The sequence below is a fragment of the Pseudomonas syringae group sp. J254-4 genome (assembly GCF_032586855.1).
Classification (GTDB): Bacteria; Pseudomonadota; Gammaproteobacteria; order Pseudomonadales; family Pseudomonadaceae; genus Aquipseudomonas; species Aquipseudomonas amygdali.
Window position 1 is genome coordinate 1 of sequence record NZ_JAWHOO010000031.1, and the last position, 17,608, is coordinate 17,608.

Below are 17,608 nucleotides of genomic sequence, written 5' to 3' on the forward strand. Positions count from 1 at the left end.
TTCTTATCCCGTCAAACGAGATTCATGAGCGTCTCGTGGGCTCGTAGATGTTTATACGAGACAGGAACAACCGGGCGAGGACCCGGACGCGGTAGAGCCGCCGCCAAAACCGGTGGAGAAGCCTAAGGTCGAGAAGCCCAAGCCGGTCAAGAAAGTCGAGCCGGTGAAAAAGCCGACGCCACCTGCGCCAACGCCTGCTGCCGCGCCCAGCCCGCCTGCGCCGCCAGCACCTGCGCCTGCACCTCCGGCACCTGCCGCGCCACCGGCGCCAGCCAAGGAAAGCGCTGCCGTATCCGGGCTCGCCAGTCTGGGCAACCCGCCGCCGGAATACCCGGGGCTGGCCTTGCGCCGCAGTTGGGAAGGTCGCGTGATTTTGCGCATCAAGGTGCTGCCAAACGGCCGCGCTGGCGCTGTCGAGGTGACCAAATCCAGCGGCAAACCGGTATTGGACGAAGCAGCCGTTGAGGCCGTGCGCAACTGGAAGTTCATACCGGCCAAACGGGGTGACACGCCGATAGAAGGCTTCGCGACGCAGACCATCGACTTCAAGTTGCCGGAATGATCCGGCACCTGACAACCGACACTTCAATTATTAAAGCTGGTGAGGTTTAAACCATGAACGCATCGCTCTCTTCCATGATTGTCCCGGCCGTGCTCTGGGCATTGATTCTGTTTTCCGTATTGAGTTGGGCACTGTTGCTGATCAAGTCGGCGCAGTACGTGCGTCAGAAATCGCAGAACAAACAGTTCACCAAGGCGTTCTGGAGCGCGCCGGACCTGCTGACCGCCGCCGAGCACTCTGCACAATATCCTGGAGCGCTGGCGCGTATTGCCAACAGCGGCTTCGAAGCCATGGCGGTCGACGAGTCGCCGCGCACCACGCAACAACTGGCGCACACCATCAACCGCTCGGACCGTCTGGAGCGCAACCTGCGTCAGCAGATACAAAAAGAGCGTCGCGCACTGGAAAGTGGTCAGGCAATTCTCGCCAGTATCGGCAGCACCGCGCCCTTCATCGGCCTGTTCGGTACGGTCTGGGGGATCATGGAAGCACTGCAAAGCATCGGTGTGACCGGCTCGGCCAGCCTCGAAGCGGTCGCCGGTCCTATCGGCCATGCGCTGGTCGCCACCGGTGTGGGTATCGCCGTCGCGGTGCCTGCGGTGCTGATCTACAACTTCTTCCTGCGCCGCCTCAAGCTCGCTGTGGCCGACATGGATGACTTCGCCCACGACTTCGACGCCCTCGCCCAGCGCAGCGCCTTCGCGGTCACCCGTCAGCCCATCGCCAGCAAGAATGGCCATGCCGTTCGGGAGGCCAGCTAATGTCTTTCTCCACTCAGGACAGCGATGAAGTACTCAGCGAAATGAACGTCACGCCGCTGGTGGACGTGATGCTCGTGCTGCTGGTGGTGTTCATCGTCACCACGCCGCTGATGACCAACGCGATCAAGGTCAACCTGCCCAAGACTGATGCGGTCGCCCCTGCCGAGAAGAAAAACCCGGTGGTGGTCAGCGTTGATCAGGACGGCAAGTTCTACCTCGCCAAATCGGAAATCGCCCCGGAACTGCTGGAAAAAAGCCTGCAGGACGAAAAGGCCAAGGACCCGGAAATCCGCGTCCAGTTGCAGGCCGATACCGCCGTGAATTATGGCCAGGTGGCCAAGGCCATGGCGTCCATCGAGCGTTCGGGCATTACGAAGATATCCGTCATGACGGCGAAATGACCCTCAGGTGATTTGACGGCTTCGCCGCGCGAAGCCGTCTGACCCGACCCCCCGTAAATGCGGTTGTCCGTGGGCTGAAAAGCCTCTGGAGGGGAGCGGCTTGCTGGAAAAAGAAGAAGTGGAACTCCCGCTCGGCACAACCGCGTCGGGAACAGAGGGCTCACAAGGCCATTTCAATAACGTCTGGACCAAGTCGGAACTAACCATGCTGATGAATCTTCCCGGTTGCACCCTCAAACCACTGGCCCTCGCGGTCCGGCGTCATCCACGTGCCCTGCTTTGTGCATTGGCCATGGGCATGAGCGGTGCTCAGGCGGCAGACGCCGTCGACGCGGACACAAGCGGCTCGGCCGTGTCCACCAGCGCAGCGGTTGTGCCTGCCACGACCCAGCTGCAACGTGTAGAAGTGACCGGTTCGGCGATCCGCCGGGTCGATGCCGAAACCGCAGTGCCAATTACCATCCTGCGCGCTGACGACCTTAAGAAACAGGGCGTGACCACCACCCAGGAAATGGTCCAGCGCATCACTGGCAGCCAGTCGATCAACAACAGTGCAGGCTCGGTCGGCGCCGGAACAGGTGGTGCCTCGTTTGCCGATATGCGCGGCATCGGCGCCAACAAGACGCTGGTGCTGCTCAACGGCCGCCGTCTGGCCAATAACGCACTGTCGGGTGTGGGCACGCCCAACGGCAGCGCCATCGACCTGAACATGATCCCTTTTGCCGCCATCGACCGTGTGGAAGTATTGCGTGACGGCGCCTCGGCGCTATACGGCACTGACGCCATTGGCGGTGTGATCAACTTCATCACCAAAAAATCCCTGACCGACGGCAGCCTGACCCTGGGTGGAGAAACCCCGACCGCCAGCGGCGGCGGTGCCACCAAGGACATGAGCGCCAGTTGGGGCTTTGGCGATCTGGAGCAAGACCGCTTCAACGTCATGGGTGTCTTCAACTACAACAAGCAGCAAAACCTGGACGCCAACGACCGCTCGTTTGCCAGAGATTACGTGCCAGGACGCGGGCTCAATCAGACCTCCGGTACGGCCTATCCCGGCAATTACTTCCAGGGTGACAACTCTGCGAACCCGCTGGGCAGAAACTGCGGCGGCCCTAACCTGATCGCCAGCAACGGCATCTGCCGGTTCAGCACCCGTGAATACATCGACCTGATCCCGCAAACCGAAAAGACCTCGTTTTTTGGCAAGGCCACCGGCAAGCTGGCAGACGATCATAACGTCAGCCTCGAATACTTCTGGGCTCGTAACAACAACCATACCGATATCGGGCCTGCGCCCCTTACCGGCCTGTCTCTGGACTCATCGTCGCCTTTTTATCCCGGCAACGGCATCACTCCGGCACCGACCGACTTTACTCTCGACCCGACCCAACCGATCAGCACAGCCTGGCGAGAAACGGCGGCCGGGCCACGCGGGTCCAGCGACCAGAACACCAGCCAGCGTTTTCTGCTGAACTTCGACGGCCTGGTGGGCGGCTGGGACTACAACGTAGGTGCTTCTTACAACCAGAACAAAGTCCTGTCATCGCTCACCAACGGGTATGTCAGTGACGCTGCAATGCTCAACGGCCTGGCCAATGGCACCCTTAACCCGTTCGGCCCGCAAACCACTGCCGGTCAGGCGCTGATCGATGCCAGCGAATATCACGGCCAGTACTCCAGCGCTGTGGGCCGGGTGGCCGGGCTCGATGCGCGCATCAGCCGGGAAATCGGTGACTGGTTCGGTGCAGGCCCTGCGGGTCTGGCGTTGGGCGGCGAATACCGCAAAGAGAAAATGCATCAGCAGTACGAAGCCTACGTCAACGACATCAGCAGCCTGGGCGCAGATGCCGCCGGTAGCGTCGAAGGCGACAGGAGCGTCAAGGCGGAATACGCCGAACTGAACGTGCCCGTGCTGGACAGCCTTGAACTGACCGCCGCCGTCCGTCACGACAAATACAGCGACTTCGGCAGCACCACCAACCCGAAATACTCGTTCCGCTACCAGCCGTTCAAGCAACTGGTGGTCCGCGGTGCCTACAGCGAAGGTTTCCGCGCGCCGTCGCTTTACGAGCTGTATGCCCCGCGCAGTACGACTTTCACCCAGGGCTATTACAACGACCCGGTTCTGTGTGCCGGTGGCGTCGTTCAGCCGGGTGGTAACGCCGGTCGTGATTGCCAGCAGCAGTTCCTCAACAATGGTGGAGGCAACACCGAACTGGCCCCGGAAAAAGCCCGCAACATGACCCTGGGCTTCGTCTATCAGCCGGTCAACAACCTGTCGATGGGCCTGGATTTCTGGTGGATTCACATTTCCAACCAGATCCAGGCGTTCCCCGAGTCGACTGTGTTTGATGATCCGAACACCTACGCCGACCGCTACGTGCGCGCTGCTGATGGTTCGATTGCCAACATCGTGACCGGCAACGCCAACCTGGGTATCGTCAAGACCAGCGGCGTCGACGTAACGCTCGACTATCGCTTTCCGAACACACCTTACGGCCAGTTCGGTCTGGGCATGACCGGCACCTACGTCACCCGTTATGACTTCCAGAACATCATCGACGGCCCGTACACCGACAAGGTCGGCGACTTCCAGGGCGACGGCGTGATTTCGCGCTGGAAACACGTGCTGACCGGCACCTGGGCACTGGGCGATACCCGCGCTTCCATCACCAACCGCTTCACCAGCGGCTACAACGACTACGACCGCACCACCAATGCGCGGGTCGCATCGTATGCTTTGTGGGACATGTCGGTGGGTCATACCTTCGACAAGGTGCTGGATATCGACGCCGGGGTGCGCAACATGTTTGACCGCAACCCGCCGTTCACCAACCAGGCCTACAACTTCCAGTCCGGCTACGACCCTCGTTACGCCGACCCGCTGGGCCGCACCCTGTTCGCACGCGCGACTTACCACTTCTGAGTGTGACGACGTGGCCCATACACGCTCCTTGGGCCACGTCAGATTGCGAGCTCGCCCCCTCCGGCCCAGGTTTCATCCACCTTCCCCGGCCGGGGGCTTTTTCGCGACTCATCGTCATTCAGTGCGTACGAGGAAAGCCCCATCATGTTGCGTCATACCCGTTTTCTGCGGCGCCTGATTCTGGGTGTTGCGCTGTGCAGTTGCTGGCAGGTCGCTCAGGCCGCCCCGACTCACGCCTTGACCGTCTATGGCGAGGCACCGAAATACCCGGCTGGCTTCCAGCACTTTGACTACGTCAACCCGAACGCCCCCAAAGGCGGTTCACTAAGCCGCTCAGCGGAAGAAATCGGACAGTTCAATTACCTCAATCCCTACGTCGATCAGGGCATCAATGTGCGCGAGGTCGACAGCTGGGTGTACTCGCCACTGGCCTATCGCTCGCTGGATGAGCCGTACACGGTGTATGGCCTGATCGCGGAAAAGATGGAGATGGACCCGGACGGTCTGTGGATTCGTTTTTTCCTCAACCCCAAGGCGCGCTTCGAGGACGGCAAGCCCGTCACCGCAGAGGACGTGCGCTACACCTTCGAGCTGATGACCACCAAGGCCAGCTTCAGCTATCGCCCCATGTTCGCCGACGTCAAACAGGTGACCATCGAGGGGCCGCTACAGATTCGCTTCGACTTCAAGAACAACCTCAACCGCATGCTGGCGCTGGATATTGCCAGCCTGCACATTCTGCCCGAGCACTGGTGGAAGACCCGCGACTTCGCCAATGGCGGCGGGTTCGAGCCGCCGCTGGGCAACGGGCCCTACCGGGTCGCCAAGGTCGATGCCGGACGCAGCGTGGTCTTTGAACGGGTCAAGGACTGGTGGGGCAAGGACCTGCCGGTCAGCCGTGGCCTGTACAACTTCGACACGCTCACCGTGAACTACTACGGCGACATCGAAATCGCCCGCCAACTGCTGCAAGCCGGGATGTTCGACTACAACCGCGAGTTCTCCTCTTCAGGCTTCGTGGTCGGCTACAGCGGCCCGGCGATTGACGACGGGCGCCTGCAAAAGCGCATCCTCGCACCGCAACGTCCGGTCGCCGCGCAGGGCTTTGTGTTCAATCTGGACAAACCCATGTTCAAGGACCGCCGCGTGCGCGAGGCGCTGTCGTTGCTGTGGGATTTCGACTGGATCAATCGTCGAGTCATGCGCAATTTCTACGTGCGCGAACAAAGCTATTTCCCGAAAAGCGACATGGCCGCCACCGAGCTGCCGACCCCGGCCGAGCTGAAGATTCTCGAACCCTTGCGCGGTCAGGTGCCGGACGAGGTGTTCACCACGGTGTATCAGCCGCCGAAAACCGACGGCAGCGGTTACATCCGTGACAAACAGTTGCAGGCCCTCAAGCTGCTCGCTGAGGCGGGCTGGCACCCGAAGGACAACAAGCTGGTGAACGCCGCTGGCGAGCCGATGGTGTTCAGCTTTCTCGATGGTCAGGGTGGTTTCGATCGCCTGATTCTGCCCTTCAAGCGCACGCTGGCGCAGATCGGCATCACCCTGGATTTCCTGCGCATCGATTCGGCGCAGTACATCAACCGGCTCAATGCGCGGGACTACGACATGATCGTGGTCAGCCTGCCGAAAAACGGTAATCCGATCATTTCTCCTGGCCGTGAGCTGTACAACCTGTACGGCTCGCAAAGCGCCACCGAAGTGGGCAGCTCCAACGCCATGGTGCTGCGCAATCCTGCGGTGGACACGCTGATCGACGGGCTGGTGAGCGCCAATACGCGTAACGATATGGTGCTCTACGCGCGGGCGCTGGACCGGGTCCTGCAATGGGGCTACTACATGATTCCCAACTACTACTCCAAGGGCACGCCACTGGTGTTCGCCAACCGTTTCGGCATGCCGGATGTGGCACCGACCTATGACGTTGGTCTGGAAACCTGGTGGCAGATCAGCCCGACCCCGCTGACCAACGCTCAGGCCGCCGCACTGACCGGCAAGCCCGCCGCTGCCAAGGAGTATTGAGATGCTGGCTTATGTGATTCGACGCCTGCTGCTGATCATTCCCACGCTGCTGGCCATTTTGATCGTCAACTTCCTGATCGTGCAGGCCGCCCCCGGCGGACCGGTCGAGCAGGCCATCGCGCGCATTCAGGGTTTCAGCCCCAATGGTGTTGGTGGCGGCGGTGGTGAAGTAGCCGCAAGCGGTACCGCCAGCCGCAGCACGCGCGGGCTGGACCCGGCGCTGATCGAGCAGATCAAGGAACATTACGGTTTCGACAAACCGATGCACGAACGACTCTGGCTGATGCTCAAGAATTATGCACAGCTCGACTTCGGCACCAGCTTCTTCCGCGGTGCGCCGGTCACCGAACTGATTGCCCAGAAGCTTCCGGTATCGCTGTCACTCGGGCTTTGGGCGACGCTGATCACCTACCTGATTTCCATCCCGCTGGGCATTCGCAAAGCGGTGCGGCATGGCAGCGCGTTCGATGTCTGGAGCAGCACGCTGGTAATCATCGGCTACGCCACGCCCGCGTTTCTGTTCGCCATTCTGCTGATCGTGGTGTTTGCCGGAGGCAGTTACCTGAGCTGGTTTCCGGCGCAAGGGCTGTTCTCGGACAACTTCGACAGCCTGAGCACCTGGGGCAAGGTGAAGGACTATCTGTGGCACCTGGTGTTGCCGGTCAGCTCGCTGGTGATCGGCGGCTTCGCCACGCTGACCATCCTCACCAAGAACAGCTTCCTCAACGAAATTAGCCGTCAATACGTGGTCACGGCGCGTGCCAAGGGCCTGACCGAGCATCGCGTGCTGTACGGCCATGTGTTTCGCAACGCCATGCTGCTGGTCATCGCGGGTATTCCGCAGGCCTTGATCGAAGTGTTTTTCGCCGGCTCGCTGCTGATCGAAACCATCTTCGGCCTCGATGGCCTGGGGCGCATGAGTTACGAGGCGGCGGTCTCGCGGGACTACCCCATCGTGTTCGGCACGCTGTTTCTGTTCACGCTGTTCGGCCTGCTGATCAAACTGATCGGTGACCTGTGTTACACGCTGGTCGACCCACGCATCGACTTTTCCGCGAGGAGCGCCTGATGTTCGAGTTCTCTCCCCAGACCCGGCGTCGCTTCGACCTGTTCAAGGCCAACCGTCGCGGTTGGTGGTCGCTGTGGATCTTCATCGGCCTGATGCTGGTGTGCCTGTGCGGCGAACTGATCGCCAACGACAAGCCGCTGCTGGTCAGCTACGACGGGCAGATGTATTACCCGGTGTTGCGCACCTACATGGAAACCGATTTCGGCGGCGAACTGCCCTTCGAACCGGACTATTCAAGCGACTACGTGCGCAAGCTGATCGCGGCAAAAGACGGCTGGATGCTGTTCGCACCGATCCCGTTCAGCTACGACACCATCAACTATGACCTGGACGCGCCCTCGCCCAGCCCGCCCGACGGCACCAACTGGCTGGGCACTGACGAGCAGGCCCGTGACGTACTGGCGCGTGTGCTGTTCGGCGCGCGGATTTCCATTCTGTTCGCGCTGCTGCTGACCGCGATCAGCACGGTGATCGGCGTCTGTGCCGGGGCGATTCAAGGTTACTACGGCGGCATGACCGACCTGATCGGCCAGCGCATTCAGGAAATATGGTCGGGGTTGCCGGTGCTGTACCTGCTGATCATTCTGTCCGGCTTTGTGTCACCGAGTTTCTGGTGGTTGCTGGGCATCATGGCGCTGTTCTCCTGGCTGTCGCTGGTGGACGTGGTGCGTGCCGAGTTTTTGCGCGGGCGTAATCTTGAATACGTCAAAGCCGCCCGCGCACTGGGCCTGACCGATGCCGCGCTGATGTGGCGGCACATCCTGCCCAACGCGATGACCAGCACCCTGACGTACCTGCCGTTCATCATCACCGGTGCCATCGCTACTCTGACCGCGCTGGACTTTCTCGGCTTCGGCATGCCCGCTGGCAGCGCTTCGCTGGGCGAACTGATCGGCGAGGCCAAGCGCAACCTGCAAGCGCCGTGGCTGGGGCTGACCGCTTTCGTCGCGCTGGCCCTGATCCTTTCTCTGTTGGTGTTCATCGGCGAAGCCTGCCGCGACGCGTTTGATCCTCGGAGCTGACATGCAAGACAACCTGATTGAAATTCGCGACCTGCGGGTCGCCTTCAACGGCCATGAAGTGGTGCATGGCGTCAGCCTCGACATCCGCCGTGGCGAGTGCCTGGCGCTGGTCGGCGAATCCGGCTCTGGCAAGTCGGTCACTGCGCACTCGATTCTGCGTCTGTTGCCGGCCAAAACCGTCAGCACCCAGGGCTCGATTCGCTATGACGGGCTCGACTTGGTTACTGCCAGCGACAAGCAATTGCGCAGCCTGCGTGGCAACCGTGTGGCGATGATTTTTCAGGAGCCCATGAGCTCTCTGAACCCGCTGCACACGGTCGAAAAGCAGATCGGCGAAATTCTCGTCACTCACAAGGGCCTGAAAGGCAAGGCCGCGCTGAGTCGCACCCTGGAGCTGCTGGAACTGGTCGGCATTCGTGACCCGCTGTCACGCCTCAAGGCATATCCGCATCAACTGTCGGGTGGGCAGCGGCAGCGCATCATGATCGCCATGGCGCTGGCCAACGAGCCGGATCTGCTGATCGCCGACGAACCGACCACCGCACTGGATGTGACCGTGCAGGTGAAGATTCTGGAGTTGCTCAAGTCCCTTCAGCAGCGGCTCAACATGTCGTTGTTGCTGATCAGTCACGACCTCAATCTGGTGCGGCGCATCGCCCAGCGGGTCTGCGTGATGCGTGAGGGCGAAATCGTCGAGCAGGCCGATTGCCAGGCCCTGTTCGACAATCCGCAGCATCCTTACAGTCGCTTGCTGATCAACGCCGAACCAGACGGCGAGCCGGTGCCGTCCACGCACAGCAACACGCTGCTGTCGGTGCAGGATCTGAAAGTCTGGTTCCCTCTGGGCAAAGCCTGGTTCAAGCGCGAACCGCAGTATGTGAAGGCAGTGGATGGGGTGAGTTTCGAGCTGCTCAAGGGCAAGACGCTCGGGATTGTCGGCGAGTCCGGCTCGGGCAAATCGACCTTGGGCCAGGCGATTTTGCGTCTTGTCGATTCAGAGGGCAGCATCCGTTTTGGCACCAAGGAGCTGAGCCTGCACAGCCAGCACCTGATGCGCCCGTTGCGTCGTCAGTTGCAGGTGGTGTTTCAGGACCCGTTCGGCAGTCTCAGCCCGCGCATGACCGTGGAGCAGATCATTGCCGAGGGGTTGGTGACGCACAATATCGGCACGCCGAAAGAGCGTGAGCAGACGGTGATCCGGGTGTTGCAGGAAGTCGGGCTCGACCCGGCAACTCGGCATCGTTACCCGCACGAATTTTCCGGTGGGCAACGCCAGCGCATTTCCATCGCCCGGGCGTTGGTGCTTGAGCCGGATCTGATCCTGCTCGACGAGCCTACGTCAGCGCTCGACCGCACCGTGCAGAAACAGATCGTCGCCCTGCTGCGTGACCTGCAAATCCGTCATGGCCTGACGTACCTGTTCATCAGCCATGACCTGGCGGTTGTCCATGCACTGGCGCATGACCTGATTGTGATCAAGGACGGCAAGGTGGTCGAACAAGGTCCGTCCCGCGAGATCTTCGCCGCGCCGCAGCAGGCCTACACTCAGGAACTGCTGCGTTCTTCGGGGCTGGTGTTTGCCTGAGCCTGAATTTGAAAGCCAGGTACGAAAGCTAGTTGTGGAAACTCTGGCCCAGCGCCTCCAGGCGTATGGCCAGCGGCGACAGGCTCTGGCTGCTGGTCGCCAGCACACCGATATTGGCGGCGGTGTGCTCGGCGATGGTCTGCACCGAACGTAATTGATCGGCGATTTCCCGGCTGACGGTGGACTGCTGTTCAGTGGTCGTGGCAATGAGGCCGTTAAGCTGGGTGATATGACCGATACCTTCGCCGACTGCACGCAGGGATTCCGACGCCCGCTGGCTGTTTTCCACACAACGCCCTACGCCTTGCAGGCTGTCGTTCATGGCCGTAGCGGCCTGACGGCTGCCCTTTTGCAGGTCTTCGATGATGGTCTGGATTTCCTTGGTCGACGACGCTGTGCGCTGCGCGAGGTTGCGCACCTCGTCCGCCACCACCGCAAAGCCTCGGCCCTGCTCACCGGCGCGGGCGGCTTCGATTGCAGCATTGAGGGCCAGCAGGTTGGTCTGCTCGGCAATGCTGCCGATCACGTCCAGCACTTTGCCGATCTGTTCTGACTGGTTGGCCAGGGCCTGTACGGTTTCATCGGTGGTCGTGATGCGTGCGGCAAGCTGGGTGATTTCGCTCTGCGCACGGTCGACACTGTCGCGCCCGTGGGCGACCTGATCGCTGGCGTCACCGGCCCGCTGCACGGCGTGCGCAACATGGCTGGAAATATCGTTCATGGCATCACCCATGCGCTGCATCGCGCCGGTCATGCGGGCGATCTCGCTGAGTTGATGCTGCGCCCCGGTTTCCAGCGTACCGCTGGCTTTGGCAAGGTCATGACCCAGCTCGCCGAGCCCGCGTGTGTCGCGCACCACGCCGTCGACAAGGCTGGTGATCTGCTCCAGAAACTGCTCGAAACGTTGCGCCAGCGGCACGCGTTTGGCCGAACGCTCGCTGGCCTGGCTATTGGGCGAAAACTGGTTGGTGGTGGCCAGCATTCGATCGAGCATGTCCTGATTCTCGACCGCCTCGGCCTGATTCTGCACGGCCAGATAGACCAGAATCGCGCTTTCTACAACGACGTACACCGCATGCACCATCACCATGCTCCAGCCGCCGCCGTGGTGCATGACGTAAACCGGGAAGCCTGCATGCTGCAGAGCGTGGAAGCCGACATGGTGGATGGCGATGGTGACGGCGGCGACCAGAATCGGCAGCCAGTCGCGGTAGAAGGTCAGTACAGCTAGAAACACGAAGATGCCGAAATGTATTTCGATCAGCCCGTGCGCCTGATTGATATGCAGCGCGGCCATGACCATCAGGCCTACACCCACACAGCAGCGCATCAATCGGGTGCCGCCGATGGCGCGATACAGCCCGGTCAGCACCACCGCGGTGCCGCCACCCACCACCACTGCCTGGGTGAACGTATCAAACCAGAACGCCAACCCGAGCGCGTAGAGGAACAATAGCCAGATCAGGCCCAGCATGATCCGGTCGGCCTTGCGGTAATGGTCCAGGAAACGAGGGGCTACGGGCATCGAACACATCCTTTTGAAATCCATGGCGACAGGGGGCCCCGTCGGTTTTCGGATATGCACGAGCAAAACCCCGGCCAACGTGCCATCTGGATGGTGGCCCTATGCCAGAATTTCAGAAATATATTATTCGGTCAGTGTTGAGGCGCGACGATCTCTCTGGCTTGAGCAAGCGGCGCTACGCAGATTTGTGACGCAGAGCGTCACGAAGGGCGTTCCCACGCTGGAGCGTGCGGAACGATAAGTGTCTGGGGGATCGCGGAACGGGCGGCCCACGCGGTGGCCGGGCAAACACTATCGTGCCCATGCTCCGCGTGGGTATGCCGTTCTGGACGCTCTGCGTCCTCTCCGGGCTAGAGATTCAGTGGCGCAACAGTTTGCGCAGTGGCACGCCGTCTTTCATGACCGGGGATTTGATGACGATGTAGCTGAAGTACTTGGAGATGCCGATGTTCTTGTCCAGCAGTTCTTCGATCACTTCCTGATAGTGCTGAATGCTGCGGGTCATGAAGCGCACCAGGTAGTCGTAGCCGCCGCTGATCAGGTGGCACTCCAGGACTTCGTCAACGTGGCGGATGTTGGCTTCGAATTTGGCGAAGTCTTCACGTTTGTGGTCGCTGAGGGAGATTTCCGTGAATACAGTTACAGATTCGGTGATTTTTGCCAGATTAAGGTGCGCCTTGTAACTGGAAATGTAACCTGCCGACTCAAGACGTTTGACGCGCTGCAGGCAAGGGCTCGCGGAAAGCCCGACGGCGTCGGCCAGGCTGACGTTGGTCATGCGCCCGTCTTTCTGGAGTTCTACCAGGATATTGATATCAATCCGATCCAGTTTGACCAAGCCTTCCATTACCTACCTCTTGTATTGCCATTCACGGTGCCTACCTTCTAGCAAAATCAGCGCCGTAAAGACAGCTGATGCTGAGCGACCAGATCGGCCATGCTGTTGATGCACAGGTCGGCAGTGCATGGCTGACAGTGTTGCTCACGGCTACGGCGGATCAGACACAGCCCACCAGTGCCTAGCGCCGAGGCAGGCGGGCGAGACACAAGAAGCGTTTCACGCGGCTCCAGATCCATCCCGGCAAGCCAGTCCGGATCGTCCAGCGGGTGAGTGTTCAGGGACAGCAGGCTGTCAGGCTCAAGCCCCAGCCGTTCGCACAGGATGCCGCGATCCTGCAGGTCCCGGTCGGCGTAAACCAGCAGCCGATAGAACTTGCGCAGGTAGAGCATCGCGCCGGGAGCATCCTCGAACAGCGTCCAGTTCGGTACGGAACGGGCGAAGGTCATGCCCTCTTCCCAACTGGCCTTGATGCCAAGGCGCTCGGCCAGTTGCCGGTGCGCAAAGCACAGCAGGCCGCTGAAACCCAGTTCGTCGAAGCGCGGATAGAGCGTGCGCACAACATCATTGAATTCAGTCAGCACCGAGTCTTTATCCGGTGTGTTCAGACCGTTTTCCAGCAACGGCTGCAACGCCGCCCAGACACCCGAATCACGGTCCACCAGAACCTCATCACAATCGATCAGCAGTGCGCGGTAATCAATAAGCCCCATGGCAGGCAACGTCTCCATTCAACAATGATCCCCAGCGCTGGTGGTCGCAGCGTCTCGCGACAACCGCGACCACGCCTACGCTCAGCTGGACTTCAATACTCGTGCCAAGGCGGCATCGAGAATGGTCAGTGCTTCATCGATCTGCTGTTCTGTGGTGACCAGCGGTGCGAGGAAACGCAACACGTTGCGGTACACACCGCACTTGATCACCAGCAGACCGCCAATGCGTGCCTGATCAATGATCTTCTGATTGAGATCAGCGTCCGGGCTACGTGCGGCGTCGTTCTTGACCAGTTCCATGGCGAGCATGAAACCGGTGCCGCGCACGTCGCCGATGCAGGTGTAACGGTCTTTGAGCTTGAGCAGACCGGCACGCAAGTGTTCGCCCAGCTGCTCGCCACGCGCGAGCAGATTGTCCTGCTCGTATGTGTCGATCACCGCCAGTGCGGCGGCGCAGGACAGCGCATTACCACCGTAAGTGCCACCCAGACCGCCCGGAAGCGGTGCATCCATGATCTCGGCACGACCGACCACGCCTGACAGCGGCATGCCGCCCGCGAGGCTCTTGGCAACCGTCACCAGATCAGGCTGGATACCCGAATGCTCGAAACCGAACCATTTGCCGGTACGACCAAACCCGGTCTGGATTTCATCGAGGATCAGCACGATGCCGTGCTGTTCGGTGAGGGCACGCAGGGCTTTGAGGAATTCGACCGGCGCGGTCAGGAAACCGCCGTCGCCCTGGACTGGCTCGATCAGAATGGCCGCCACACGATCCGGCGCGACCTGAGTTGCCAGCAGTTCATGCAGCGCAGCCAGGGCCACTTCGGTGGTCACACCGCGATACTCGTTCGGGTACGGGGTGTGGAACACTTCGGGGGCCATCGGGCCGAAATTCTGTTTGTACGGCTGGCTCATGCCGGTCAGCGTAGTGCCAAGCAGCGTACGGCCATGAAAACCGCCGCGGAACGAGATAACTGCCGGGCGATTGGTGTGAGCGCGGGCGATTTTCACCGCGTTTTCGACCGCTTCGGCACCTGAGGTGAAGAACACGGCCTTGTGATCGATGCCGCTCTGGCCCGCTATGAGATGGCTCAGGCGTTTGGCCAGATCAACATAGGGCTGATAGGACGCCACCTGGAAGCAGGCGTGGGTAACCTTGGTCAGTTGCGCCTGTATCGCCTTGACCACGTTGGGGTGGTTATGGCCGATGTTCAGTACGCCGATACCGCCGACAAAATCCAGATAGCGCTTGCCATCGACGTCCCACAGTTCAGAACCCTGCGCGCGGTCGATGACCAGCGGGTGGGCCGTGACAATGCCACGCGGCACGAACTGATCGCGCTGGCGGAGCAGATGAGGTGTTTCGTCGACTTTGCTGTTCATGGTTTTACCTGTCGTGGGCCTGGCAGCCGGCGGGGTGGCTGCGATGCTGTTCAGGTTAAGCGTTCAGCGAAATGATCTACGCCGAACTTGCCCTCTCAGATGTCCAGATCGACTGTTTTTCGCCTCGCAAACGGCAGATTCCTTCATGCCTTGCGAGCACCACGCAATCTGCCGGGCAACGCTGCTTTTCAGTCATGCCGGTGCTCTGCAAAAGGCTGTTTCGACAGATCCTGCTTTCGACTTGCGGCATGATGGGGCTCCACTTTCACACTCAGGAAATGCCCATGCCCGCCCTGCTCTACAAAGCCGATCCCGCACGCGCCGAACGCTGGCGTGTCCTGTTTGCCGAGCATGCGCCGGACATTGAATGGCGGGTGTGGCCGGATATCGGCGACCCGGCCGATATCCACTATCTGGGCGCCTGGCTGGCACCTGACGATCTACAGGAATTGCTGCCCAACCTGAAGGTGCTGTTCGCCTTGTCTGCGGGCGTCGATCAACTGGACCTGAGCCGTATTCCCGAGTCCTTGCCGGTGGTTCGTCTGCTGGACCCCGGCATCAGTCAAGGGATGTGTCAGTACGCATCTTTTGCGGTGCTGTGCCTGCACCGGGAAATGCTGCGTTATCGGCAGCAGCAGGTCGAGGGCGTCTGGAAGGCGCATCCGCTGGTTCCGGCGCACAAGCGTCGCGTGGGAGTGATGGGACTGGGCTTGCAGGCGCAGCATATTCTGTCGAGCCTCAAACCATTCGGTTTCGAGCTGTCGGGCTGGGCGCGCAGCGAGCATCAGGTAGAAGGCGTGACGTGTTATGCGGGTGAAGAGCAGCTGGGCGTGTTTCTTGGTCAGTGCGACATTCTGCTGTGTGTCTTGCCGCTGACCGGGCAAACCGAAGGCATCCTCAATCGCCAGCTTTTCGAGCGCCTGCCCCCAGGTGCCGCGCTGATCAACATGGGCCGTGGCGGGCATCTGGAGGAAGCGGACCTGCTTGACGCGCTGGACAGCGGCCAATTGAGCGCTGCGGTGCTGGATGTGCTGCAACAGGAACCTGCACCGGCTGATCATCCGTTCTGGCAACACCCGAAGATCATGCTGACACCGCATGTCGCGGCCATGACCCAACCGGAAAGCGCCTTCCCTGGCCTGCTCGATAACATTCGCCGCTTTGAGCGTGGTGAAGCGATGCAGGGGCAGGTGGATCGCGGCCAGGGTTACTGATGCGTTGGATTATCGTGCCGACGCTCCGCGTTGGTACGCCGTTCTGAACGCTACAACCCCCCCACATGAAACGCCTTCACTTCCAGGTATTCATCCAGGCCGTAGCTGGAGCCTTCGCGGCCAAGGCCGGATTGTTTGACACCACCGAACGGGGCGACTTCCATGGAGATGATGCCGGTGTTGAGGCCGACCATGCCGAACTCCAGCGCCTCGCCGAAACGCCATGAGCGACGCAGGTCCTGGGTGAAGTAGTACGCGCCAAGGCCATAAGGCGTGGCGTTGGCCAGTGCCAGCGCTTCGGCTTCGTCGGTGAAGCGCATCAGTGGCGCAACAGGCCCGAAGGTTTCTTCGTTGGCCAGCAGCATGCCCGCATGGGTTTCGCCCAATACCGTTGGCTGGACGAATTGGCTGGTGCCATCGGGACGGCCGCCATGCAGCAACTTCGCGCCCTGGCTTAGTGCATCATCGATGTGCCGGGTAACCTTGCTGACCGCCGCCGGGTTGATCAGCGGGCCAATGGTCACGCCCTCTTCCAGGCCGTTGCCGACCTTGAGTTTGCTCACTTCCTCTACCAGCCGTGCAGCAAAACGGTCGTAGATGCCGTCTTGTACCAGAATCCGGTTGGCGCACACGCAGGTCTGCCCGGCGTTGCGGAATTTGCTGAGCATGATGCCCGTCACCGCCTGTTCCAGGTCCGCGTCGTCAAACACGATGAAGGGCGCGTTGCCGCCCAGTTCAAGGCTCAGGCGCTTGATGTGTTCGGCGCTCTGGCGCATCAGCAAACGGCCGACCGGGGTCGAGCCGGTAAAGGAAATTTTGCGCACCACCGGATTGCCGGTCAGTTCTTCGCCAATGCCTGCGGGCATGCCGGTAATGACGTTGAACACACCGGCAGGAATACCCACACGCTCGGCCAGTACCGCCAGCGCCAGCGCCGACAAAGGCGTAAGGTCCGAAGGTTTGACGATGATCGGGCACCCGGCAGCCAAGGCCGGCGCGCACTTGCGGGTGATCATGGCGTTGGGAAAATTCCACGGGGTGATTGCGGCGCACACACCCACCGGCTGCTTGAGGGTCATCAAACGACGGTCTGCGCTGGGCGCGGGGATGGTTTCGCCGTAGCAGCGGCGCGCCTCTTCAGCGAACCATTTGACGAAGCTCGCGCCATAGCGGATCTCGCCGCGAGATTCGTTCAGCGGCTTGCCCTGCTCAAGGGTCATGATCAGCGCCAGGTCTTCGACGTTGTCGAGCATCGCCTGATGCCAGCGCTCCAGCAGGGCCGCGCGCTCGGCAGCGGGACGTGCGCGCCAGGCGGGCCAGGCACGATTCGCAGCTTCGATGGCGCGACGGGTTTCAGGGCCATTCAGGGCCGGAACCTGCGCGATCGTTTCGCCGGTCGCCGGGTCGCTGATGGTCAGCGTTGCACCATCGTCAGCGCTGATCCATTGCCCATCGACGTAGGCGCGGTCTACCAGCAGGCTGGGGTCTTTCAACTGATTCTTGAGCATGGTCGAGTCCTGTTTCGGGATACCTGCCAGTCTAGGCAGGCGCCGCAGTCCAGGATGCTGAAAGCAGGAT

General features: G+C 61.0%; 13 protein-coding genes and 1 pseudogene. 9 read left to right on the forward strand and 5 right to left on the reverse strand.

Features of this window, described 5'->3' with window-relative positions:
* Positions 1 to 64: 64 nt before the first annotated feature.
* The 8 genes and pseudogenes from RYB09_RS25050 to RYB09_RS25085 all read left to right on the forward strand — a co-directional run.
* Positions 65 to 562 (forward strand): annotated as a pseudogene (locus tag RYB09_RS25050) (energy transducer TonB); the annotation flags it as partial.
* 74 nt (positions 563 to 636) lie between these two features.
* A complete protein-coding gene (locus RYB09_RS25055; protein ID WP_003435083.1) occupies positions 637 to 1,323 on the forward strand; it encodes a MotA/TolQ/ExbB proton channel family protein in 687 nt (228 codons plus the stop codon).
* Complete coding sequence (locus RYB09_RS25060; protein ID WP_002555939.1) at positions 1,323 to 1,724, forward strand: ExbD/TolR family protein; 402 nt, start codon at positions 1,323 to 1,325, stop codon at positions 1,722 to 1,724. The genes RYB09_RS25055 and RYB09_RS25060 overlap by 1 nt, the downstream gene beginning before the upstream one ends.
* 100 nt (positions 1,725 to 1,824) lie before the next feature.
* Positions 1,825 to 4,650 carry a TonB-dependent receptor gene (locus RYB09_RS25065; RefSeq protein ID WP_193600995.1) on the forward strand — a complete coding sequence of 942 codons (2,826 nt, stop codon included), beginning with the start codon at positions 1,825 to 1,827 and terminating at the stop codon, positions 4,648 to 4,650.
* 144 nt (positions 4,651 to 4,794) lie between these two features.
* Positions 4,795 to 6,678 (forward strand): extracellular solute-binding protein, encoded by a 1,884-nt coding sequence (locus tag RYB09_RS25070; protein WP_219170723.1) that lies wholly within the window; start codon positions 4,795 to 4,797, stop codon positions 6,676 to 6,678.
* A 1-nt stretch (position 6,679) separates the two neighbouring features.
* Positions 6,680 to 7,747 (forward strand): microcin C ABC transporter permease YejB, encoded by a 1,068-nt coding sequence (locus tag RYB09_RS25075; protein WP_003367615.1) that lies wholly within the window; start codon positions 6,680 to 6,682, stop codon positions 7,745 to 7,747.
* Positions 7,747 to 8,769 (forward strand): ABC transporter permease, encoded by a 1,023-nt coding sequence (locus tag RYB09_RS25080; RefSeq protein WP_004663151.1) that lies wholly within the window; start codon positions 7,747 to 7,749, stop codon positions 8,767 to 8,769. The genes RYB09_RS25075 and RYB09_RS25080 overlap by 1 nt, the downstream gene beginning before the upstream one ends.
* 1 nt (position 8,770) lies before the next feature.
* Complete coding sequence (locus RYB09_RS25085) at positions 8,771 to 10,354, forward strand: ABC transporter ATP-binding protein (RefSeq protein WP_044324527.1); 1,584 nt, start codon at positions 8,771 to 8,773, stop codon at positions 10,352 to 10,354.
* A gap of 28 nt (positions 10,355 to 10,382) precedes the next feature.
* On the opposite strand, the gene RYB09_RS25090 is transcribed toward RYB09_RS25085, so the two are convergent.
* From RYB09_RS25090 to gabT, 4 genes are all read right to left on the reverse strand, one after another.
* Positions 10,383 to 11,879 (reverse strand): methyl-accepting chemotaxis protein, encoded by a 1,497-nt coding sequence (locus RYB09_RS25090; protein ID WP_058401820.1) that lies wholly within the window; start codon positions 11,877 to 11,879, stop codon positions 10,383 to 10,385.
* A 358-nt stretch (positions 11,880 to 12,237) separates the two neighbouring features.
* Entirely contained in the window at positions 12,238 to 12,726 is a 489-nt protein-coding gene (locus RYB09_RS25095) for an Lrp/AsnC family transcriptional regulator (protein ID WP_002555947.1), read from the reverse strand.
* Between the two features lie 47 nt (positions 12,727 to 12,773).
* The gene (locus RYB09_RS25100) at positions 12,774 to 13,430 is read right to left on the reverse strand and encodes an HAD family hydrolase (RefSeq protein WP_058400879.1); all 657 of its coding nucleotides are present in this window, start codon (positions 13,428 to 13,430) and stop codon (positions 12,774 to 12,776) included.
* Between the two features lie 81 nt (positions 13,431 to 13,511).
* Positions 13,512 to 14,816, reverse strand: coding sequence for a 4-aminobutyrate--2-oxoglutarate transaminase (gene gabT, locus RYB09_RS25105; protein WP_316890682.1), 1,305 nt, complete (start codon positions 14,814 to 14,816; stop codon positions 13,512 to 13,514).
* Positions 14,817 to 15,100: 284 nt separating this feature from the next.
* Here gabT and RYB09_RS25110 point away from each other — a divergent pair, with 284 nt between their 5' ends.
* Entirely contained in the window at positions 15,101 to 16,030 is a 930-nt protein-coding gene (locus tag RYB09_RS25110) for a glyoxylate/hydroxypyruvate reductase A (protein ID WP_316890684.1), read from the forward strand.
* 50 nt (positions 16,031 to 16,080) lie between these two features.
* Here the strand turns inward: RYB09_RS25110 and RYB09_RS25115 are convergent, their stop codons facing one another.
* Entirely contained in the window at positions 16,081 to 17,538 is a 1,458-nt protein-coding gene (locus tag RYB09_RS25115; protein WP_316890686.1) for an NAD-dependent succinate-semialdehyde dehydrogenase, read from the reverse strand.
* Between the last annotated feature and the right edge of the window lie 70 nt (positions 17,539 to 17,608).